Source organism: Pseudomonas azotoformans, assembly GCF_001579805.1.
GTDB lineage: Bacteria > Pseudomonadota > Gammaproteobacteria > Pseudomonadales > Pseudomonadaceae > Aquipseudomonas > Aquipseudomonas azotoformans_A.
Genome location: NZ_CP014546.1, coordinates 1,703,437 through 1,724,343 on the forward strand (window position 1 = coordinate 1,703,437; position 20,907 = coordinate 1,724,343).

The following is a 20,907-nucleotide window of genomic DNA, read 5'->3' on the forward strand; positions in this document are numbered from 1 at the left end:
CGATATGCCCGCTCCAGACGTCCTACCCAGCGACGAATCACTGCTGGCCCGATACCGAACCGGCGACAGCGCCGCGTTCGAAGCCTTGTACGCCCGGCACCGCCAGGGCCTGTACCGATTCCTTGTGTCCTTGAGCAACAAGACCGAACTGGCCGAGGAAATCTACCAGGAAACCTGGCTCAGCCTGATCCGCAGCGCCACCCAGCCACAAGGCCGGGCGAGTTTTCGTACTTGGTTGTTCCAGATCGCCCGCAATCGCCTGATCGATTACTGGCGCAAGCACGGCATCCACAACCCGCTGCACGACAGCTACGACGAGCAACTGCACGCCCAGGCCGACGACAGTGCCGGCCCCGAGCAGCAGCTGAGCCTGAGTCGCGACCAGGCGCGGCTCGACGCTGCGCTGCAAGACCTGCCCGAGGACCAGCGCGAAGTCTTCCTGCTGCGCCTGCACGGCGACCTCGAAGTGCCGCAAATCGCCGCCCTCACTGGCGCCCCGCTGGAAACCGTCAAAAGCCGCCTGCGTTACGCCCAGCAGAAACTGCGCCGCCTGCTGGCCGAGGAGATACCCGCATGACCGACTCCCGACACACCCCGGACCCCGACGACATGCTGCTCCAGCACATGCGTCAACACAGCACCGGCGAGCCGCCCGCGTCCCTCGACGCCTTCATCCTCAACACCGCCCGCCGCGAAGCCCCGGCACCGCAACCGAACCTGTGGCAACGCTGGCTGCAAGCCTGCCAACGGCCACGCTGGCAAATGGCATTCGCCACGGTTGCAAGCTTGGCGCTGATGATCGGCGTGGTGATGCGCTCACCTGTGCCGCAACCCGAAATCTCCACAGCGACCTTCTCCGCGCTGCATGAGCAAGCCGCGCCTGCCGCTGCGCCGCCAATGTCCGCACCTGCGCCCGTGGCCCGACTGGCCATCGCGCCCAATGCCGAACGTGCGCAAGTTATGGGATCGATGGCGGATGAGTCGAGCGCCAAGCTGAGTAAGCGCGCGCCGGTGGCGTTGCCTTCGTTGGAGGAGGGGCTGCAGGAAATCATCAACCTGCGTGACGTTGGGGAGACCAGAGCGGCAGATGAGAAGCTGTTGGCCCTGCATCAGCGCTTTCCGGAGGTGGACTTGCCGGCGCGGTTGGAGGCGTTGCAGAAACACTGAATCGTCGCCCACAAAAAAGCCCCAGGCCTTTCGACCTGGGGCTTTTTCAGCATATCTGGTGCCCCGGCGCCGTTTGAACCTGTAGGTAGTGTCCCCGTGTTTAAAGGGCTTTGTCTTCTTGTTGTTTCAAAGGGATACACCAGGGGATACACGGCGCTGTCTGCTGGGGTGTTTTTGGCCCGTTTCACGCTGGCTGAAAAAGCCGTCTAAGTTCGTTGTTCCATCCCCGACGAACGGTAACGTCATCACCATCACCATCACCATCACCACTCCTCTGATGGTTCAGTCCATAAGTGGCCCGCTTATCTCGCTCCTCACGTTTGGGGAGTCATCGCCACACTTTTGCGGCGATGGTGCTGGCGCCGTGTAGCAGTTCCACCACACAGAGGCATTCTTGCCAATCCCCCGCGCCAGCACTACCCCGAATCAGGGTAGTGGATGATTAAATGAACGAAAAATTTCCCGAATGCTCAAATTTCATGATAGGAGATGCTGAGCGGTAGTAGTCTGCCGCTGTATCTGGATGTATTCTGCGCTACGTTTTTTGGTGGCAGTATGATGGCGCTCTGATTTGCATCGTTGAGGCTTGTAAGCATTCTCTTACGTCTCATTGAGCCGATTGCTTACCGTCACCAGTCTCCAAATAGACTACGCTGGCCTTACGCCAGAAAAACGCAGGACGGTCGCTCTTTTAAAGAACGGCCGTTTTTTGCCGATGATGTAAATAGACCAAGCACACCAGGGTGGACCAGGAGGGGAAATGCACACTACTAAATCCTCAGCACAGAAACGCAAAGCTTTGTATGAGTCGCTTGTAGGCACCGCTGACACCCAGCGCGAGACTCAGGCTCACAGCCTTCAAGGCTCCAATCGAGATTTCGAGCTTTACAGCGCACTCGATTACTCGATCCAAACCACAGTAGCTACTGATACCAGAGCGATTGCACGGACTGCATAACCCGTATGCCCAACATGAACGATGTACTCCGTGAGATTCAGCAAGAAGCTGGAGCTCACGGAGATGCGGCTGCCGATATCGTCAGGCGTAAATATCTCGCAGCGCTAACCAAGCATACCGGACGCAACACCATTGCTTATTACTCCGGCTTCTTGACCTCGAATCCCAACAATCCTCACCTCTCTGTGAATGATGTCGACAAGAACTCGTTCATGGCGGCTGTGCATGGTTTTGATTTCGAGAAAGGGCTTGATCTGATTCTGCACACCCCTGGTGGTGACATTGGTGCAACTGAATCACTGGTCGATTATCTCCACCAGCTATTCGATAAAAATATTCGGGTGCTTGTGCCGCAGATAGCGATGTCTGCCGGAACAATGATCGCGTGCTCTGCCAAAGAGATCATCATGGGCAAGCAGTCGAGCCTTGGCCCCATCGATCCTCAAATCAGAGGTATCCCTGCTATTGGCGTCCTAGCCGAGCTGGATAAGGCTGCGAAAGACATCGAAGAAAACCCCCATAAGATCGAGATATGGCGGGTTATTTTGAATAAATACAATCCGACTCTCATCGTTAGCTGTGAACAAGCGATCGAATGGGCGAAAGAATTTGTTGAGTCTTGGCTCACAAGCACAATGTTTGAAGGTGACGCTCAGGGGCCTGAAAAGGCTGCCCGGGTGATCTCGCTGCTCAGTGAGTTTGATCACACCCGAAATCACAGCCGTCACTTCAATATGAACAAATGTCGGGACATTGGTTTAAACGTCACGGCCATGGAAGACGACGATAATCTTCAAGATTTACTGTTATCTGTTCACCACTGCTATATGCATGTAATGGATGGGGGGCGGATCGCAAAAATGGTTGAAAATCACCTTGGTATGGGGCAGATCCGAATCATTACCGCCTGAGTTTCCGGCGGATTTTATGAATTAAAGCTTGCAGTTATGCAGGCTTTTTTTTCGTCCGAAAACTTTCCAGTTCTGAGATATCCGGCCATAAGGTAGACCAAATTGGATAGTGGACTATCCGCCTGACCTCCCAATACGGTAGGTCAGGTTCCGGTAACCACCTGAATCTCGCAGGCGGTCTACAACCGCATTTCCCTGATAACACGCCTTGGCTCAGCTCCCCGTTAAAGGGCGCGCCGGGCGTCCTTCGTGAGCTGGTCGAGCGCCTGCTCCTCGAATGCCGCCGCCATTGCGCTGGCCTTCCTGACGATCAGCAGCGCCAGTTCCGGCGGAAACACCACCTTGTCGGCTGGTAGATAATCACAATCAATAACGGACACTTTTCGTTCCTTCGGCTGTTGGTTATCCGGGATTTTAATCGGACCATCGTGTTTTTTTGCTCTATTAATTTTCATATCTTAATAGATAAGGAGTGAGCTTTTCCGCTATCAATCGGCAAAGCTTTTTGTACTGAGCGTCAGTTAAAGCTTCACCTTTATTTGCACCGCAGTTTTGAAACGCAAACTCAACAGCTTCAGATAAAACACGATCTCTCTCTCTGGCTTCTGACATCGCTAATGCAACAGGTATCACTGCTTCAAGGCACTGTTGCATTTTGATTGGGTCGTATCTCTCATAATTGTATGTTGCGTAGACATCCTCCAGGCTCAACGGTATACGAACATTCAATGAAAGCTCTGTCCCTGTGATGGGATCGATCGCGTAACTCTTGGAGATGGCGCGCCCAGTATATTTTTCTGATAGGCACACGACCATTCGCTGTATACCAAAGTACTCCACATAACCCAGAAGAAGCCCAGACTCGGGGTCTCCTTGAATGGCTACGCAGTGCAAGGGGGTATTAATAGGGCGGTTCTCGACTAATTCCTGCTCATTGTAGTAGCCGAAGCACGGGCTGCCATCGTGCCGAAGGTACTCGATAGCCTGCTCGCATGTGTTAGATGCGATGCCGGCGCTGTACGCCAAGCCCAGCGCGGATTTAACGAGCGATTTACCAGATTTTGGGCCACCAAAGTCAAGGTTAAATTCCAGCATTCCGGATAAGTACTCATCTGTAGGCAGCAATTCGGAAGCCAATTTTTCTATATCTATGGTCGGATGTTTTCTTTTTACGCCCTGCAGAATTGACTTGGCTTCTTTGATGTCTCGGGCAAGTATTCTAATGCTCGTTTTGCCATCACTTGTCGATTCTTCAAAGCTTACTTTAGATGGTGACATTCCCCCTTTGCTGTGAAGTATTAGAGATCTACCTTCTGTGGTTGTGAATGTTTGCGAAGGAGGATTTCCTCGTTCTCTTTGAATGAAGAATATTAGACACAGTGGATTCAACTGCTTGCTGAGCTCCGTGTCCCATTCATCACCTGTAGTGCTGTTACAGTTCCTGCATAGAAAGCCTTTTATTTTTCTCCTGCCACCTATGCTATTGGGGATGACGTGCTCTCTCGAGTCATTCTCAGTGGTTATATTGATCTCGCATAAGCTGCAAAAATCCATCTACGAATCTCCGTTCTCGGTGACCTTGTTAGCGAGTGTAGCCTCCAGTGCGTTCCAGCTCCTTGACTGTTCCGGACGAGCAAGTATTCCCTAGACGAGCTTCAATCCTCAGTTTGCTGGGCGTCACGTTGCAGGCGCTGGAATCCACGCAAAAGGGGCGGTTTGGCCCTGGTTGTCGGCGAAAATCCGTCTAGGGCCTGTCTAGTATTGCCTGGCGCGCTAAGGATTTGTCTGGCCCGGTATTTCGCCACCCCATCCCGCCAGCGAGGGCCTGGATATCCATTTCACAGCAGCCTTGACGGCCACCTCTTAAATTCTTGACGAGGCTGGTGCTGGCCAAGCTGCGAGAATGCCCGCAAAGCCTTTCCACGCTTGGCTTTGAACGATCCGGTTGCTGGTGGCGCCAGATAAACCCGTCAAGACCTGTCAAGAATTTCGTCAAGGCTGGTCAAGGATGACGGTCGCGTTTGCCCGGTTCGACCGTGTGCCACTTGTCCCTCAAGTGACTGTCTCGGCTAGCCCCTTTTTCTGGACGGGGTAGCTATCCGGCCTCATGCCCGATCTGCCGCCAGCCTTTACTGGCTTTGGCCCGCGGGCCGAGTTGGATGAGCTGCGGCGTCTCCAGCCGTCCAGAGCCTGTCCAGAATCCTAGCCTGAGTCACGACTGCCCAGGCTGCCGGCGACGGTCAGCTCAGCAATGCCCTTGCGAATGAACACCAGGTTCTCGTCTAGCGTTTCCAGCGCGCCGCGCACGTTGTTGGCAATGTCGGCCGATCCGCGTGCTCGACCCAGTTGGAAAGCTCCTCCACCGCGGCGCCCAGGGCGAGTTGGTTTTGATTCAGGCGGTCGAACAGGCTGGCGATCAGTTTGGTGTCCGTCATGGTGGCTCTCCGTGTTTCGAAAGAGCGTAGCACCGGCGCAGTGAATGCCCGTAATCACCTTTACGTGGTTGCGTCTGCCGGCGGCAAAGTGGCCTGGCGATGTGATACGGGATTTCCCCGCATCTGCCCGCCCATAGGGGCCGCTGCGGGTTCTCAGGCGGCCACGCTCGCCGAATCTGTCTCATGCCTGTCTCACATTCGCCAGCGATTCGGTAAAGGGCAGGTAAAAGTAGGCGGGCAGAAAGCGCCGTATCCGTCTGGGGTCTGTCAGGGGTATCAGCTGCCACGCTGCGCCTGTTTGACGGGCTAGCCACGCGATAAGCCTCAGACGCCCACCCGGCGTGGGTCTGGTCTGATGGCTGCCTCGCATTCCGTCAAAGTGTGGTCAAAGTGGCGAGCCAGGCTTTACACGCATTGCGAAGCGCCGGGGGGCCGTATGGGTCTCTAAAGCCACACCCCACGCCTCTACCACCTCATCAGAGGAGAGCAGCCCGGTTGAGCTGACGCTTCCAGTCGCTTGGATCGTTATGTCCCCCAGCACGGCCATGTAGGCGGCAATGGTTTGTGGCAGAACCAGAAAACCGGAACCATGGCTGTCGTGAACCATTAGTTCACCCCGGCCGAGTGAAACACTATGGAGAAGCGCCCGATAAGTTCGATGGGTGAATTTGGACAGTTCCTGATAGAAAACTCTGCGTTCAGTAGCCGCTTCCACTCCATCTAAAGCTTCGATCAGCTTCCGGATTTCGCCATGAGAAATCGTGTCGTTCGCGTACCATTTCTTCAAAGCCACTTCGGCCTTTGGAGATTCCACGTGCAAATAGCGCATCACGTCGATCGCTTCAACTGCGTCACGGAAGACTCGCGCAACTGGCCGGTGCCGTGTCTCCTTCAGTAAGGCCACGCAGTCCAAGAGTGATGCCAGTAAGTCCATGGTGATTAGCCAAGTAGCCTTCTGCAGTGACTGCTCGTCGCGATGGTATTTCAGTGTGTGCGGCCTAAGGCGTTTGATGATTTCACGAAGCAGGGCATCGCATTCCCTGAGGAACTGGAACTGGGCTTCGTGCTCGTACGGGTTGTCGTAGGCCTCCTGGGGATGTCGACCCCAAACGATGCTGGGCATACTGTTCTCACTGAAGGTTTCGATAACCAATCATCGGTGTTTCCCCTGTGGGGGTAAACGCCTATACCGATCGTCCAGACAATATGCCGGTCGCCCTGCAGGTTGCCAGGCTAAATGCCTGTGTTTTGGTGGAAACCTCAGTGGAAACCTTCCATCTCCGACCATAACCTTTGATAACGGAGATACGCCAGCGCCTCTCCGGCTTTACGACTTGATCGCGAAAGGTCGGCGGGCGGTGCGGTTCGCGCGCAATGGTGGCTGCGAACTGTGTGCGAACCACCGGTGCGAACTGACGCGCGCGCATGCCATAGTGCTCGCTAACTTAAAGGCTTATCCACCTCTGGAGGCATTTTGTTAACCAATGATTTCAAGGAAGGTAACTATGTTCGCGGGCGCTAACGTTGGTGAAGTCTATAGAAAAACCTTTGAGCTGCTTTCTGAAGAAAATGATCGAGGTGCGGTTCTGCTGAGCGGAGTAATAACCGACGGCATTTTGGATGAGATGATTAAGGCGCGACTAATTGGCTTGCCCTCGGCTCGTAAGGGAACGCTCAGATTCCAATACGCGGCAAAGATAGACCTAGCGTTCTCCCTAGGCTTGATTTCGTTGGAAATGCTCACGCTGCTGCATAGTTTGCGTAATGCAAGAAATACTTTTGCTCATGAGGTGGTGAATAGCCTCAACGACGCTGCTATCTCTGGAGCTATCAAATCGGTGTTCGATGCGGTACCGAGCCTTTATGAAGGTTTCATGAGTAACTGGATTGCAAATTTGCAAGCCACTCTACGAGGCGTAGGCGTTGTGGACGAGGCGGTGATCGCTAGCGTTTCTCCCGGCGACAGGGCCAGATTCAACAACTATTTAGCACTGATTGCAGCTCGGCTTCATGAGGCGTCAATCAAGGTCGAGAAGCTGATTTTCTCGGGAATTTAGCTTTGCTCGGAACTATCCACAGCGGTAGCTGACGGTTCGCGCCATGGCGGCCGCGATCATCGCGTCCGAGCTAGCCATGTACTCACATCCGAGCGTACTAGCGTGCGAACCTCCGTTAGAACTTGCGGCCGGCCCGCATTGGCGTCCGTATACCGATCGTGAGTACCTGGCTGCGTACCAACTCCAGACAGTCGCTCCTGCCCGCACCCTGTGTGCGTGAAGACACTGCGTGAACCCCTGGCGGGGGAGAGCTTCGCGCATTGACCAGGTACGCGACGGACGTGTGCGACGAACTGCGCGAAGCACGCCGAGGGAGCTGGGCCCCAGCCTTCCGTGGGGTTGTTCTGCAAATTGGTCACTGATGGTGGTCACCGCGCTTGGTCACCACCCTGGCTCCGGCGTGAATCAACGCCAAACCGTGGATACCAGAGTGGATACCGCCCGATCGGAGCAGAGGCAGCGGTTAAATCAAAACTCACCGTGATCGGGCTCTATTCTTTATCCGCCGTTCAAGTCGGCATTCAACTGCGCCCAGATGTCGTGAAGTTCATCCTCGTAGGTATCGCCGAATGCTACACGTGCCGCTACGAGAGTAGCTATTGCATCAAGTCGCTCCTGAAATTCAACGATCGGAATTAGAACCTCTTCTGGAATGTGATCTACATGAACCCATTGGCCATGCTGTTTCTTCTTCGACGAGCCGTATCTTGACCAAGTATCCGCTATCTCGAGTTGGCCCATTTCATCGATCAGGTGACCTAAGGCCACCGGAGGCGCTGGGAGATCGAGCAAGTCACCGTAATCTAGAAGATGCTGATGGAGCTTTTGAAGATTATGACGACCTAGATCTCGCATCAATTCATCGCTCGGCTCATGCTGGGGTCGCCCGAGCTCTTTACGCATGTACGAAATATTGGTCAGCCATGACAGCAAGCCTTTCAACAATAATTCGATGGCGTGTCTCTGGAGGTAGAAGGCGGGTAGTCCTATTTCATCCAAAGTGCCTGTCGCACGTCCCTGTTCGATCAGCAGGGATGCTGAGTGGTGGTAGGCTTCGAAGTAATTCGGGTGACGCCAAAACCCACCAATCCTAGCCACGCCCGCTTCAAGATCACTTTTCCTTTGCTCAACACTCTTACCCCCAATCATTACTTTTTGGGTGTCGAGATTGGCGTGAAAAGGCTCATCAAATTTCGCCATGCTCTGCTCTCCTATTGGCTGATTGCTGCCGTACGCTTATTCGGCCGAGCTGTTGACAATAGTCAAGGTTTAGCGAGGTCGCACGGTTTTCAGGCAGCGATTAATTTGATGATTGGTAACCGGGCAGGGTGGTTACTCTTGGTGGTTACCAAAGTGGTTACTGCATCATCAAACGGTGGATACCGTCCGATCTGGTCAGCGCCAGCGACTTAACAAAACTTAACCTTTTTCAGGTCGAGAACTTGTCAAAACTTGACATCAAGCGCGCACCAGAACCTGACAAAACCTGACATTGGTTCGAGTGCGGGGCCTAGCGCGATGTTGAGAAATGTTGACATCGGATCGGCCTGGAGTCGATGAGAGCGCTCGCGGCCTGTTAGCAGAAGTTAGTCTCTTGAGAGGTTGGCCAGCCTATAACCCTGTTAACAATTATCAAGATTGGCGGGAGCCGGGCGACTCCGTGACGGAGATCCCTTTGATGGATAGTAGCCAGGGCGGGGTGGTTACTTTGGGTGGTTACCCGCGTGGTCTCCATGGCAGCTACGAACTGGTTGTCTTATGATCATGTCGGCCTCGTTGGGCGTCGGACGGCCTGGCAAATGTTGGCGTAAAATCTATGATTGGTGTTGGTAATCATCATAGTGCTGAGGGTGAGATTTTTCACTGGCATGCTTTGGCAATATGGGAAGGGCTGGTCAGTGTACAAAGAGCAGCATTTCAGACTTTTTGGCTTAAGTGCTTTAATTTTTATATAGGGGCTAGAGTATTCGATGGAAAGTATATTTGGCTTTTTTGAGAATCTTTTAAAAAATTTCACATGGGGGCGCTTAACCTTTCTTGCCTTTGCTCTTTTGCTAGCCGGGGGTGGGCTTTTTGTTTATGAGGCTTATACGGGAACCTTTAAGTTAAATCGAATCAGCGCCGAGCTGAAAATCGTCGAATCAATCGTTGAGTTGGAAAAAAAAGTAGAAAGCCTTCCTGATAGCTCACCAAGTAAGCGATATTTCGACAGGCTCATGTCGGAAGCGGGAAAAACCCCGATGGAGTTCAATTTTCAACCAGGCTTTCCGGCGCAGAAGCTGGAACGTATATTCTTCCAATGCTTGCCTTGGGCTATGCTGTTGGTACTAATTTTCTTCACGACATCAACCGGACGTAGTTCCGCTATCGCGGGTGTGATCGTGATCGGCAGCCCAATAGTTATTTTGGGGTATAACCTTCCCATGCTTGAGGAAGCTTGGGTTGTTAACTATTTGTATCCATGGGGGACATTGGTTTCAATATTGGCGTTTATTCTGGTATGGCAGCGCCGCAAGAAAGCCTGACTGGAAGCTCACTTTACTTTTTCTTATCGAGTGGCTGAGGTAGAGCAATGCCTGGGTGAAATGGGTAGCGTCGATAAAGCATCCCAACGATGCCGCCAGCGAAACAGACGATTTGGTCTGAGTGAGACCATATCGTCTGTCTCAAAGCGTGACAGAGCCGCCCGAAGGCGGCCCTGTCTTTTCGCTACAGCGTGGTGGGGAGAATGTCTAAAACACCGTCACCGCTGGTTGATATACGGTAGCTTTTTGCCTTTCCGCCGGTGACCGTTGTTTCTCGCTCTTGCCTCTCGGCACCCATCCCGCAGATGCCGCTTCCATGGTAGGCCGCACCGACAACAACAGCGCCCGCTGGGACGTGGAGAGCAACTCTCTCTCCAGGCTTGAGTAAGGCCGCCACTTTACCGTCTACGAAAAGACCAACCGAGCAAAGGCTTCCCGTATGACCCGAGTCTCGGGTCACCGACAAAGTGCCTGTACCAGGTGTCTCTTTCTGATAGGCAAAAACCCGATCAGGCGGCACCGCAACAGCATTTGTCATGGGCACCGGGGAAGTGGCGCATCCTGCCACCAGAGCGGCAAACAGGGCTATTGTTACAGCGGTCTTAAGCATGAGAGCTCCTTTTCATGAGAAGCAACAATAGCACCGTGTAAGGTCAGACTTGATCCTCGGCATAAATGGCGGCGCTGATGATCGCGCCGCCCCACCGCCGGCGGCCAATGCAAAGCGGTACCGGGTTGCCCGAGGCTGTGGTGTTTTTCGCTGATCCGAATGCATACCCGGGCACGTTCTCCGGCGCCGCGCTGGTCTTGAGACCACCAGCCTGTGGGCTGAGCATTTGGATAATGCCGCCGATGGACATTGCAGCGCCTGCCGAATACAGAAAAGGTGACGCAGCAGCGAACGGCGTGAAAGACAGCACGTATGCTGCTGCAATCAATATCCCGCCGACAATTGTCTGAAGCGAACCCGCGCGTTTACTACCTGTAATTACTGGTGCAATGGTGATGTCGCCGGTTCCGTTGTAGTTCAACTCCTTCTCGCCAATATTCCGTTTTTCGCGGAACACGGCGAACTCTAAACCTCGGGATTTGGCGTTCGATATAAAACGCTCAAATCCGGGTATCTGAACGCACAAGGCTTTGACTGCTTCCGCTGGGGAGCGTACTGCCAGTGGATAAGATTTTCCGAATTGTCGAAGGGCTCCGCGAAGTTTGAAGTTGATGACGGGCGTGTATTCGATCACTGATGCGGCCATGATCTATTTCTCCTACTTGTCGTTGGTGGTGTGGGTTGGTACTTCGGCGCCGATCTGCATGGCGAGCATCATTCGGGATGCCATGGCGTCGTCACGGATCGCCTTTTCGCGGCGCGGGTCAGGGTTCCACGCCCAGCAATGGATCGCCTGGTAGGCGCGAGCCCCGCTGAATGTCCCGCGCAAAAGGTCGGCCGAGATCCTTCCCTCGTCCTCTGTGAAAAATGGCCCGTCGATGGTCACCTTCTGCCCATCACGGACGTGTTGCACTTCCCATACGAGGTAGCCGCCATTCATGTTTGGGGCGTCTGCAAAATCCATGATCTTGCACGCTTCCGCGAAGCGCTCCCGGTACGTGGGTGCCTGGCTCGTTGTGTTGCTGTCTTGGTCTGTCATGTTTCCTCTATGCGCTGCTGGCGCTGGTCATGGGCAGGTGCCCGGTGGTGTTGCTCGGTGTCGCGCCACGTTTTCGTGATTCGCAAAACGTGGCGCGGAAAATAGTCAGTTGCCGACAATGCTGAGGGCTGGTGGCAGCTTTGGGCCGAACGGCGCACCAGGGCGAATGGGTCGGGTAGTTGGTCTTCTGGGCATTCCCTGATGAACCGGATCATGGCGGCGTGGCAGGCGCGATACAGCGGGCCACCGGCGCCCCATTCGTCGCTCTTGCGGTCGGCGCTGTCCTCTAGCTGGGATAGGTAGGCCACTCCGCGAAGGCTGGTGTCACCGTCTGCGCCGGGCTGTTGGCGATGTACTGGGTTGACGCCCAGCAGGTCGCACATCTGGTCGAATCCCAGCGCCTGCGCCAGCCCCTCACGGTCGAACATCAGTGATTGGCCAAACCCCGCAAGTGCGCTCCACGCTCCGCTGCGGGTGGCCTCCTGGTGTTCACGGGCCTGCTCCTCCAATTCAGCAATGGCCTGCCGGGTGAAGGGGAGGAATGCTTTCAACTTACCCGCTTGCCGGCGTAGGGCTCGCCGTTCACCGCGGATAACGTCGAGCTGGTCAGCAATGGCGCGACATATTCGCCGGGTGGAGATGAGCTGCGTGGCGGCGCTGATGCCGGATTTCATACCGATGTTGCACAAGCGGGTGATAAGGCTGGGCGTCATTGGTGCGCCTCCATAGGTGTGGCGTCGTAGCTGGCGCGCAGTTGGACGCCAGCCGTGCAATAGCGGCCGGTGGGCGCGTAGCAGCTCCGACAAACCATAATGTGGGTGAGGTACTGGTCACGGGCTTGCCGCCATTCGGGCGTGGCGGTGGCTGCGCTGGCGTGTGGGCTTGTGATGAGCCGGGGAGTGCGCTCGACAGGGTTGGCCAGCACCAGGCGCGGGCGAGGCCGGCTATCCACTTTTGGCGAGTCGACTCCGGCGATAGCTGGCGGCATGTGATCGAGCAGACCGGAAAGGAGGCTCATGCCGTCACCTCGCCCCGATCACTACTGATCCAATGTTCCTGTGATTTCGAAAACACCGGCAACAGCGGCAACAATGGCAACAGCCCCGTAAACCGTGGCCTCCAGGCGTTACCGATGCTGCCAAACTGTTGCCACCGGTTTTTTACCGGCAACAGTGATAACCAAATGAAGGGAAAGTGCGGGGCTCTTATGTTGAAAATGAGGTGTGCGTTGCCAGTTGTTGCCAATTTTTTTATAGGGTGGCAACGGCTGTAAGCCACGCCACACAAGGCCGTTGCCGGTGTTGCCACTGTTGCCAGTGATTCTAGGTTCCTGTGAACTTGGGCAATCTGGATTGCTGGTCTTTGAGTGACGTTCATACGCCACCGCCTTCACGATCCATGATGTCCGGATCGATCACATAGAGACGAGCCTGGCCACCACCAGGGAGTCGGTAGTTTTTGGTTTTACGCTCGTTGTCACGGCGTGCGAGGACGTTAGCGCTCTCCAGAGCCTTGATGATGCGAGATAGGCCATAGCCGTGCGCCGCCTCGATGAGCGCCGGCTTGTTGAACAGGTACAGGCGGTTGGTGCCCACCAGCTCCCAGTAACCGGCCCGGTTGAAAACCTTGGTGTCAGGCGTTTGATCGTCGACATCTGAAAAGCGGCTGCTACCGTGGCGGTCGATAAAGTCCAAGATGCCGGCCAGGATCTGGCGGTCTTCGGCGTTGCCGCTGCCAACCCGGCTGAGCCATTCGCCATACAGCAAGCGGCAGTCGGCGAGGGCGGTACCAGGTACCCAAGGTAGCAGGCCATACGCGATTGCCATTTCACCGGCTAGTGCGATCACGGCGAACCGATCAGCCACTCGGCCGGCCTGGGCGTTGTCTTCCACAAAACTGGCGCGTACCCCGGCAAAGTCTTCCAGTAGGCCGGCCCGGTCGTCGCTCTCGAGCAGTTTCTCGACAAAGGCTGGCCCAAGGTGGCCGTGGTGGGCGCCGACCGCTACGGTGAGCTGCCGGTGAAAGTCCGCTCCCTCAAGCCCGTGCAATTCGTCGAAGGCTCGGTGCGTGCGGGTACCGGCGTTAACGTCGACCATGCGCAACTCGGCGCCAGCGTGTGCGGCATTGCCGGATATGGCCGCGTGTTCAGAGAGTGAGCGCTCGCCGCTGGAGAGTGTCAGCAGGCGCCAGCTCAATTTGGCGCGGCCTTCGCGCTCACGGGTCATGGTGCCTTTGCCCTGGCCGTTGGCGAGGGAATACGCCATTTCCTGTACGCGCTTGGGGTCGGCGCGCTTGATCTCATCCAAGGGCAGGATGGTGTCATTCCGGCTCGATGCCTCGATCTCCAGGCCGCCCTTGGTCATGTCCCAACTGGCGGCGAACACGCCCGGGTCGCCCCATACCGACGATCCGATCAGTTGTGCCAGTGACTTGCCGCTTGAGCTGTCGCCCACCAGATGAACACCACCGCCCAGCACACCCACCAAACTCAGCAACGGGCCTGCCAGCGAGCAGCCGATCGCCAGCGTCAGTACCGGGTTGCCCGCGCACTTGGCAGCCACCTCTGATTGCCACAGCGCCAGCTCGCCACGCCGGCTGAAAAGTACCTGAGCCTTGTTGCTGGCCTGGTACCGCACATTGGCGCTACCGATGGTTCGCCCAGGCAGCACAAACGCGCCCGACTCATGCCAACCCGGCCGGCTGGTGGTGGCAAACACCTCTGCAGGATGCTGGTCGAGCAGGTACTCCATGAACGTGCCGCGCTTCTTGAGGGCGATAATGACGCCCATCCCGAACAAGGCACGCCGGGCGTCCTCGCCGCTGCCGCCGAACACTTCCATGGCGATGATCCATTCCTTGATGCCGCCCTCTGTGACTAGGCGTAGCAGCCGGCCCTCGCTGCCATCGTCGCTGTTGGTGGTGCGGGCGACGACGGTGACGGGGCTGGAGATCCACTCATCAGTGATAGGCCGGTCGCCGGTATCTCCCTCGGCGTCGTCCTGGTCAGCGGCGGCGCGCTTGAAGCTATGCCAGTAAACGCCCGGGCGCAGCTTGCGGCCCTTCTCATTGATCACCCAATGCTCATACACCGCCCAGCAGGGGCGATCTGGCGCAATGGTCGCGGCGTCCGGCCGAAGATTGATCACGTTGGTGTCAGGCTTGGACATGGGCGAGTTTCCAGTTGGCGAGGTCGTTGAAGTCGGTGAGGTCATCGGGAGCGCCTTCCGGCCACTCAGGGAAAGCCACTTGACCACCCACGGCCGCCGCTGCTGCGTTTGCCGCTGCGCGCCCCGGGTTGCCATCGGTGAGCCGGTCGTCGTCGCCGGCGATGACGATTGGTTGGCCCGGGTATCGAGCGCGAAGTGCTATCGCCGCCGGGATCAAGTTGCCCGCGTTCATGGCAGCGGCAACGACGTAGCCGCCGTGCTGGTGGAGGCTGGCGGCCGTCGCCCACCCTTCGCAGATGCAAAGCACAGAACCTGGCTGGATGATGCCCAGCGGCGAATAGGTGCCCTTGATCCGGCCGCCGAATAGGAAGCGCTTGTCGCCGTCCGGCCCGATCCTTTGCAGGTTGACCAAGCGCCCATCCAGGTACAGCGGGATCAGCAGGTCAGCGCCACGCTGGCGCAGGCCGTAGGAGCGAACTGCCTTGGCTACCAGATACGGGTGGTCGGGTGAGGCGCGGCGCGCATTGCGCCACCAGTGGTTGGCCTTCTCGGCGGCCTGCTGCTGGCGCTGGTGTTGCTCGGCTTCGCGCTGGCGCCGGGCTTGGTCAACTCGCTCGCGGATCTGGGCCGCCTCGCGGGCGTCCACCGGTTCGCGACTACACCAGGTGCTGGCGGCGCCGGCTTTCCAACTGCCGAACGCGCCGGATGCGATGCCGTCCAGGTACAGCACATACCAGCCGTTGAGCGAGCCAGGCTTATCCTCCGGCACACGGAATCGGTGGATTGCACCGTCGGGCTCTGGTAGCCAGTCGAGAGGGCCATAGACGGCCTGGAGCGCATCACGGAATTGGATCGTTGCGTCTGTCATGCGGCCCCCTTCGGCGGGGTAAACCGCTTGGCCAAGTGCTCCAGTTTCTGAGTCAGGCGCTCCAGCTCATTGCAGTGGTGGCCTTGATCGCCTTCCGAGATACGCAGCTCCAGGAAGCCGACCAGCGTTTCCACCAGCAGGGCATAGCTGGTGGTGTCGATGTGGGCGCCCGTGGCGGGCGGCACGCTGCTCCCCTTGCGCTTGATTGGGGTCACGTTACCCATGACTGACCTCCCGGCGATCAGCGCCAGCAAAGGCCCGGCAAACTTGACCGTTGTTCACACCGTGCCAGCGGGTAATGTCGTCGATTGAATCAACCAGGCAGGCCGTCACCTGAGCGCCAGCACTACGCATAACTACGCGCCCGCACTCTGCGTCGGCCTCGCTCAAGAACGGCCCTAGCAAAGCCTTGGGCACCTTCGGGTGGGTGACGAACCAAAGCTCTGTGGCTTTTTTCGGGCAAGCCGATCCCGTCGACGCAGATGCGCCGTTTTGAATTTTCATGCTTAACCTCTTAGGTCAGGGCGTCGGCGCTGCGCGTCAGTACACGGCTGCTGAAAGAAAAAAGTGAGGCTGATAAATAGGATCGAGGGTGAGCGCTCTGGCTGGTTCATAGGGCTACCCCGCGGTACGGCTGATCGCCGCCCAGATCGTCCGATCCGAATAGGGCTTGATTGACGGCTTTCCGGCTATCAAGCATGCGGTCGTGTTCCTCATGCGTACCGATCTCCGCCGCCACCCATTCAGGAAGCTCCTTGCGCCGACGCATTTCGTTGAGGTGCGTCCACCAGCGAGTTGCGTAACGTCGCTCCGCGGCGATGAACTCGGCCAGCGAGGCGCTTTGTTCGTCCAGCAGGTAGTGGGGTAACGGCAGCTGAGAGGCTGATGACGGGCTGCTCGTGTTGCGGGCCTCGCTGGCGTTGATCATTCCGCACCTCCGGAATGCTCCAGCTTGCGAACGATGGTCATGTGGGCGTTGTAGCGGGCAAGGCGAACTGAAAGTGAGGAGTTTGCGCGGAGGGCGCTCAGGGCCATGCGGCGGTGAGCAAATGCGCGAATCGCAGACGGATTTAGGGCAGGCATACGTGGAGCTCCTAACGTAAAGAGGGAGCTGCCACGTTCGTTACCAAGCGAATGGGTGGCAGCTGTGCGCAGGTTGGTAAACCGGGACGTTAGGAACCCGGCAGGCACGAATGCCTCCCACGCACAGCCGCCATAACACTTAACTGCGGGCACAAAAAAAGCGCCTGCAATCGTAATGGGGGCGCTGTTGCGCCTAACGTTCAGCGGGTTACCAAGCCCGATCGCTGAATTTGCAGCGACGGGCAAACCATACCGACGAGCGCGATTGCTTGCAACAAAAGATATCGACCGTTTGTCACTGATCATGAGCATAGCTGTCATGCGGCATCACTCCGAAGGTGCTTGGCCGTCAGGCTTTGGACGTAGCGCAACAGGGATGCTTTGCGGGCTGCGAAGTCCTTGCCCTGGCCGATCAGCAACACGTCGCGGATCTCGATCAAGGTAACCAGCACCAGCTCATGGGCGCTGAGCTCATCGCGATTGCGGCCGGCGAATTGTCCGGTGATCGCCTGGTTGATCAGTTTGGCTTCGTTGATGAAGTGGTGGCGCTGGGGAGTCTTGCCACTCTCCTCATGAGCGATTGCCAGAGCCTCACACAGACCGCGATAGCCGACGGCCGACTGTTGCCGCGCCTGCTGCCAATTACCTTGATCGCTGCGTACCAAGGCGTCGATCTGTTCGTCGCACCAGATTTCAAAGTCCACTGAGAGCCAGCGGGCGAACTTCACTGCCAGCTTGGGGTGGAGCCAGGTGCCGCTGGTGGAGGTGTTGCCGCGCCGGGTCTTCACCAGAGTAATGTGTGATTTTCCCACATTACTTTTTTCCATTCGCTCAGACAGCCGATTGATGTATTCCTTGGTCGAGTCGAGGCGTAACCATTGCGCAGGCTCTCTGCCAAAGCGCTCCGCTATCTCCGTTGCATGGAGCCAGCCGTCAGCATTGAAGCGCACGGCCTGGCCTTCGTAGTCGAAGGGAATTATGCGGGCTGTCATGCCGCCACCTTCGCGCCAGGTTCAGCGATTAGTGTGTAGACGGCAACACCACGGTGGATACGGCCCCACTCGTCCGTCATCGTGATGCGGCTGGTGATGATCTTGTAGCCGGCATTGCGCAAGTCGCAGATACGAGCACCAGGACGGCAGATGTTCAGTTCGCGCATGATGGTGAACGTATCAGCAGGCCCCTTACGAAGACGCGGAACAAGCCGTACTAGTTGGGCGTGGTTACTGGTATCGTAGAGGTGAGTTTTTTCTGGGCTGGCCTTATTGGGTTGGCCTTTTTTTTGGTCGGCCATTTATGCCGCCTCCCCTCGCAAGGCGATGCGCTGGCGCACCCAGGCGTGGACCTCAGCCAGCACAAAGCCAACTGGCGAACCACGCGACTTACTGTTGCTCAGCGGCACAGGACGGGGGAAGGTCGGGTCGTCTTTGAGGCGTTTGTAGACAGTGGCGCGGGCGAGGCCGGTGATGACTTCTACTTCAGGGAAACGAATGATGGTATTCGCAGGATCGAACCCTGTAGCGGAGGCAACTTCAAGTTGACGTAGGTTGCTCATATCTGTTTCCCGTTATTGATGAGGACGGGAACAGGTTAAGGAGATAGGTGAACGCCTTCGATCCGAGTTTAGGCGGGTGGAAGTTTCCGGAAGGTTTCAGCTTGAGAAAGTTTCCGGATTGGTCCTCGCCCGAGAGGCCGCTTCGACGGCTACCAGAGACTTAATCTCTGACAGATCGCGCATCAGCCCATCGGCTAGCGGCGCCACAGTCTTGCGTAAGTTGCTCTCTCCCGCGTCATATCTGCTGATCGCAGCAGACATTATGCGATCGGGAATATCGTTGTCTGTTTCCATCTCCCAGATTCTTAAGTCAAGGTAAGGCAGCAACCCATAGCGTGCCCACCGGTCGTAGAGGGGCTTGCCTCTTTTTGGGCTTGATTTTTTTTGGCCGGCTCTAGCGCCTCTCAGCCATGTGGAAAATGCTTCTTTTAGAGCGGCATCTGAAGCGCCAAGGTCAACCTGGACGATAGGAATCTCATTCCCGCCTCCACTGTAATGGCTGCCCTCTTCATCGTAATAGTTCAGCGACAACGGCGACGTAGCGTGTTCAACAGAATCCCACACCGAAATGGAGCTAGGGTTAATCGCCGCCCATCTTTTGCTGATCCCTTTTGCTGCTCTGCCGTTCCGCTCTGCTTCTAGGTCTCTGGTCCCTTGCCATACCAAGTCCATGACGCGTACTGATCTGATTGGCTGATTGTCGGCATGGGCCATCCACTCACTGATTTTTCCCTTTGAAGGGCTGTCGACAGGTCTTTCTCTAACACGCTTAGCTGACTCATTTATGGTCAGTGCCCAGAACTCTAGAGCAAATTCCAGCCACTGTTGTTCGCCGTGCTGAGAGATCCTTTCGTTGTAGAGGGGGTGTAACACGAGTAAGTCGTGACGGCGTTCTACTTGCTCGAGCCACTCAGCGGCACCAAATGATTCGCACCCCTGGTATTTAGAGAGATCGAACCACTCGGGCAAGTCGTTTATTCGATCAATCTTTGCCATCCTTCTGCCCTCCCAGGCGACCGCATATTGGATAGATCGGGCTCATAGGCGAAGAGGTCGTCTACCTATCGCTCCGTCGCATTAGGCCCATTAGGGCCGTCTTATGAATACTGGCTATCTGGACAGTGGTGGCTTTCAGTCTATATCTGTCTGTGTGCGCATTGGAAGGTCAGCGTCAGGCCCGCTTGATCGCCACGACATTACCCTTGGCCAAGGTGTCTAGATGGTCGGCATACCATTGCATCATGGTGGCACGCTGGGCCAGATACTGGGCTTTGTTGTAAACACCCGCTATGCCTTGCTTGATATGCGATAGCTGCGCCTCGATGTGGTTTTCGTCAAACCCGTGCTCGTTCAGAATCGTCGAGGCGATATGACGGAAACCGTGCCCGGTCTGGCGGCCTTCATAGCCGAGACGACGTAGAGCCATCAGAAAGACCGTGTTGCTGCGGGGCTTGGTGGTGTCGCTCCGACCAGGGAACAACATCGGGTAGGCACCAGTGATCACCTGCAGATTTCGCAGTAGCTCGACTGCCTGGATTGGCAGCGGCACTAGGTGTTCGCGTCGGCGTTTCATGCGCTCGGCCGGGATCGACCACAGAGCTTTATTTAGATCGAATTCCGACCATCGCGCTTCGCGCAGTTCAGACGGTCGACAGGCGAGCATGGAAAGCAGGTGCAATCCTATCCTCACGTCAGCGGTGCCGTATGCCCTGATCGCGCGCAAGAGAGCGGGAAGCTCATCGGGGGATACATGGGCATAGTTCTCGGCAGGCTTGGTCAGCAGGAATTTATGCAGCCCCTCCAGCGGGTTGTGAGTGGCTCGGCCTGTTACTCGGGCCAGGTCGTAAATCTCCCGGCACATGCCGCGTACGCGGCTGGTCTGTTCAATGATGCCCTTCTGTTCCATGGAGCGCAGGAACTCCATCCACTCCATGGGCAGGATCTCACGATAGATACGCTTACCGAATACCGGGAAGACGTGGAGTTCGAGCGCGCCAATCATTCGCACGGCGGTACCGGCTGTCCAGCTCAAGCGCTTGGACGCGTACCATTCCCGCGCTAGCGCTTCGAAGGTCTGGCTAGAGGCTTCAGCCTCTGCGGTCTTTCTGGCTCGCTTGGTGGCAAGGGGGTCTCCGCCCTTGGCGGCGTCCTCTCTCAGCACAGCCGCTTTCTGTCGGGCCTGTGAGCCGGATAGCTGGTGGGCGCCCGCGCCATAGCCGCCCAAGCCAAGCCATGACCACTTGCCGTCTGGCTTTTTGTAGCGCAATTGCCAAGACTTGTTACCGTCTGGGCGCACTCGCAGATACAGAGCGTTGCCGTCCAGCTCCCGGTATTCCTTGGCTTCTGGCTCCAGGGTGGCTAGCACGGTGTCGGCTAAAGGGCGGCGTTTTATCTCGCTGCGCTTCATGTTTCTTGTACCCCTCAGTTTCAATTATTTTAAAAGGTACATGAAGGGGTACACGAAGGGAAGATATAGGGAGAGCCAAGGAGAGATAGCCAGAAACAAGAAAGCCCGCACTAGGCGGGCTTCTT

24 protein-coding genes and 2 pseudogenes are annotated in these 20,907 nt (G+C 56.6%); 5 read left to right on the forward strand and 21 right to left on the reverse strand.

The features are described from left to right. Positions 1–4 precede the first annotated feature (4 nt). The 3 genes from AYR47_RS07920 to AYR47_RS07935 all read left to right on the forward strand — a co-directional run bounded on the left by AYR47_RS07920 (position 5) and on the right by AYR47_RS07935 (position 3,036). Entirely contained in the window at positions 5–577 is a 573-nt protein-coding gene (locus AYR47_RS07920) for an RNA polymerase sigma factor (RefSeq protein ID WP_033900162.1), read from the forward strand. After that, positions 574–1,167, forward strand: a complete 594-nt coding sequence (locus tag AYR47_RS07925; protein ID WP_033900170.1) for a hypothetical protein — start codon at positions 574–576, stop codon at positions 1,165–1,167. The genes AYR47_RS07920 and AYR47_RS07925 overlap by 4 nt, the downstream gene beginning before the upstream one ends. A gap of 972 nt (positions 1,168–2,139) precedes the next feature. After that, on the forward strand, positions 2,140–3,036 hold the full coding sequence (locus AYR47_RS07935) for an SDH family Clp fold serine proteinase (protein WP_235365395.1): 897 nt from the start codon (positions 2,140–2,142) through the stop codon (positions 3,034–3,036). Positions 3,037–3,260: 224 nt separating this feature from the next. Here AYR47_RS07935 and AYR47_RS32530 read toward each other — a convergent pair whose 3' ends face one another. The 5 genes and pseudogenes from AYR47_RS32530 to AYR47_RS07950 all read right to left on the reverse strand — a co-directional run bounded on the left by AYR47_RS32530 (position 3,261) and on the right by AYR47_RS07950 (position 6,594). After that, positions 3,261–3,416 (reverse strand): hypothetical protein, encoded by a 156-nt coding sequence (locus AYR47_RS32530; RefSeq protein WP_156487785.1) that lies wholly within the window; start codon positions 3,414–3,416, stop codon positions 3,261–3,263. A 64-nt stretch (positions 3,417–3,480) separates the two neighbouring features. After that, complete coding sequence (locus tag AYR47_RS31940) at positions 3,481–4,314, reverse strand: hypothetical protein (protein ID WP_237142540.1); 834 nt, start codon at positions 4,312–4,314, stop codon at positions 3,481–3,483. Positions 4,315–4,482: 168 nt separating this feature from the next. Then, positions 4,483–4,590: pseudogene (locus tag AYR47_RS33340) on the reverse strand (HNH endonuclease); the annotation flags it as partial. Between the two features lie 648 nt (positions 4,591–5,238). Beyond that, positions 5,239–5,471 (reverse strand): annotated as a pseudogene (locus AYR47_RS07945) (hypothetical protein). A 385-nt stretch (positions 5,472–5,856) separates the two neighbouring features. Continuing rightward, positions 5,857–6,594, reverse strand: a complete 738-nt coding sequence (locus AYR47_RS07950) for a hypothetical protein (RefSeq protein ID WP_061434820.1) — start codon at positions 6,592–6,594, stop codon at positions 5,857–5,859. A gap of 382 nt (positions 6,595–6,976) precedes the next feature. Here AYR47_RS07950 and AYR47_RS07955 point away from each other — a divergent pair, with 382 nt between their 5' ends. After that, complete coding sequence (locus AYR47_RS07955; protein WP_061434821.1) at positions 6,977–7,528, forward strand: hypothetical protein; 552 nt, start codon at positions 6,977–6,979, stop codon at positions 7,526–7,528. Between the two features lie 498 nt (positions 7,529–8,026). Here the strand turns inward: AYR47_RS07955 and AYR47_RS07960 are convergent, their stop codons facing one another. Further along, entirely contained in the window at positions 8,027–8,728 is a 702-nt protein-coding gene (locus AYR47_RS07960; RefSeq protein WP_061434822.1) for a hypothetical protein, read from the reverse strand. A 770-nt stretch (positions 8,729–9,498) separates the two neighbouring features. Between AYR47_RS07960 and AYR47_RS07965 the strand changes: the two genes are divergently transcribed. Beyond that, a complete protein-coding gene (locus AYR47_RS07965; protein WP_061434823.1) occupies positions 9,499–10,053 on the forward strand; it encodes a hypothetical protein in 555 nt (184 codons plus the stop codon). A 184-nt stretch (positions 10,054–10,237) separates the two neighbouring features. Here AYR47_RS07965 and AYR47_RS07970 read toward each other — a convergent pair whose 3' ends face one another. The 15 genes from AYR47_RS07970 to AYR47_RS08040 form a co-directional block, all read right to left on the reverse strand. Beyond that, on the reverse strand, positions 10,238–10,663 hold the full coding sequence (locus tag AYR47_RS07970; RefSeq protein ID WP_061434824.1) for a hypothetical protein: 426 nt from the start codon (positions 10,661–10,663) through the stop codon (positions 10,238–10,240). Between the two features lie 43 nt (positions 10,664–10,706). Then, positions 10,707–11,309, reverse strand: a complete 603-nt coding sequence (locus AYR47_RS07975; protein ID WP_061434826.1) for a tail assembly protein — start codon at positions 11,307–11,309, stop codon at positions 10,707–10,709. Positions 11,310–11,321: 12 nt separating this feature from the next. Beyond that, entirely contained in the window at positions 11,322–11,702 is a 381-nt protein-coding gene (locus tag AYR47_RS07980) for a hypothetical protein (RefSeq protein ID WP_061434828.1), read from the reverse strand. Beyond that, complete coding sequence (locus AYR47_RS07985) at positions 11,699–12,415, reverse strand: hypothetical protein (protein ID WP_335340609.1); 717 nt, start codon at positions 12,413–12,415, stop codon at positions 11,699–11,701. Before AYR47_RS07985 ends, AYR47_RS07980 begins: the two co-directional genes overlap by 4 nt. Before the next feature lie 301 nt (positions 12,416–12,716). After that, positions 12,717–13,079, reverse strand: a complete 363-nt coding sequence (locus tag AYR47_RS32535) for a hypothetical protein (protein WP_156487786.1) — start codon at positions 13,077–13,079, stop codon at positions 12,717–12,719. Next, positions 13,076–14,869 carry a DUF927 domain-containing protein gene (locus AYR47_RS07995; protein WP_061434832.1) on the reverse strand — a complete coding sequence of 598 codons (1,794 nt, stop codon included), beginning with the start codon at positions 14,867–14,869 and terminating at the stop codon, positions 13,076–13,078. Before AYR47_RS07995 ends, AYR47_RS32535 begins: the two co-directional genes overlap by 4 nt. Further along, positions 14,856–15,737: a toprim domain-containing protein gene (locus AYR47_RS08000; RefSeq protein ID WP_061434834.1), complete on the reverse strand. Its 882-nt coding sequence runs from the start codon at positions 15,735–15,737 to the stop codon at positions 14,856–14,858. The genes AYR47_RS07995 and AYR47_RS08000 overlap by 14 nt, the downstream gene beginning before the upstream one ends. After that, positions 15,734–15,961: a hypothetical protein gene (locus tag AYR47_RS08005; protein WP_061434836.1), complete on the reverse strand. Its 228-nt coding sequence runs from the start codon at positions 15,959–15,961 to the stop codon at positions 15,734–15,736. Before AYR47_RS08005 ends, AYR47_RS08000 begins: the two co-directional genes overlap by 4 nt. Beyond that, a complete protein-coding gene (locus tag AYR47_RS08010; protein ID WP_061434838.1) occupies positions 15,954–16,241 on the reverse strand; it encodes a hypothetical protein in 288 nt (95 codons plus the stop codon). The genes AYR47_RS08005 and AYR47_RS08010 overlap by 8 nt, the downstream gene beginning before the upstream one ends. Positions 16,242–16,347: 106 nt before the next feature. Then, positions 16,348–16,665, reverse strand: coding sequence for a hypothetical protein (locus AYR47_RS08015; protein ID WP_237142541.1), 318 nt, complete (start codon positions 16,663–16,665; stop codon positions 16,348–16,350). 472 nt (positions 16,666–17,137) lie between these two features. Then, entirely contained in the window at positions 17,138–17,812 is a 675-nt protein-coding gene (locus tag AYR47_RS08020; protein ID WP_061434839.1) for a KilA-N domain-containing protein, read from the reverse strand. Next, positions 17,809–18,114 (reverse strand): helix-turn-helix domain-containing protein, encoded by a 306-nt coding sequence (locus AYR47_RS08025; RefSeq protein WP_061434841.1) that lies wholly within the window; start codon positions 18,112–18,114, stop codon positions 17,809–17,811. The genes AYR47_RS08020 and AYR47_RS08025 overlap by 4 nt, the downstream gene beginning before the upstream one ends. After that, a complete protein-coding gene (locus AYR47_RS08030) occupies positions 18,115–18,375 on the reverse strand; it encodes a helix-turn-helix transcriptional regulator (protein ID WP_061434843.1) in 261 nt (86 codons plus the stop codon). Positions 18,376–18,471: 96 nt separating this feature from the next. After that, positions 18,472–19,371 carry a DUF6387 family protein gene (locus tag AYR47_RS08035; RefSeq protein ID WP_061434845.1) on the reverse strand — a complete coding sequence of 300 codons (900 nt, stop codon included), beginning with the start codon at positions 19,369–19,371 and terminating at the stop codon, positions 18,472–18,474. 175 nt (positions 19,372–19,546) lie between these two features. Then, positions 19,547–20,782 carry a tyrosine-type recombinase/integrase gene (locus AYR47_RS08040; protein ID WP_061434847.1) on the reverse strand — a complete coding sequence of 412 codons (1,236 nt, stop codon included), beginning with the start codon at positions 20,780–20,782 and terminating at the stop codon, positions 19,547–19,549. Positions 20,783–20,907 lie beyond the last annotated feature (125 nt).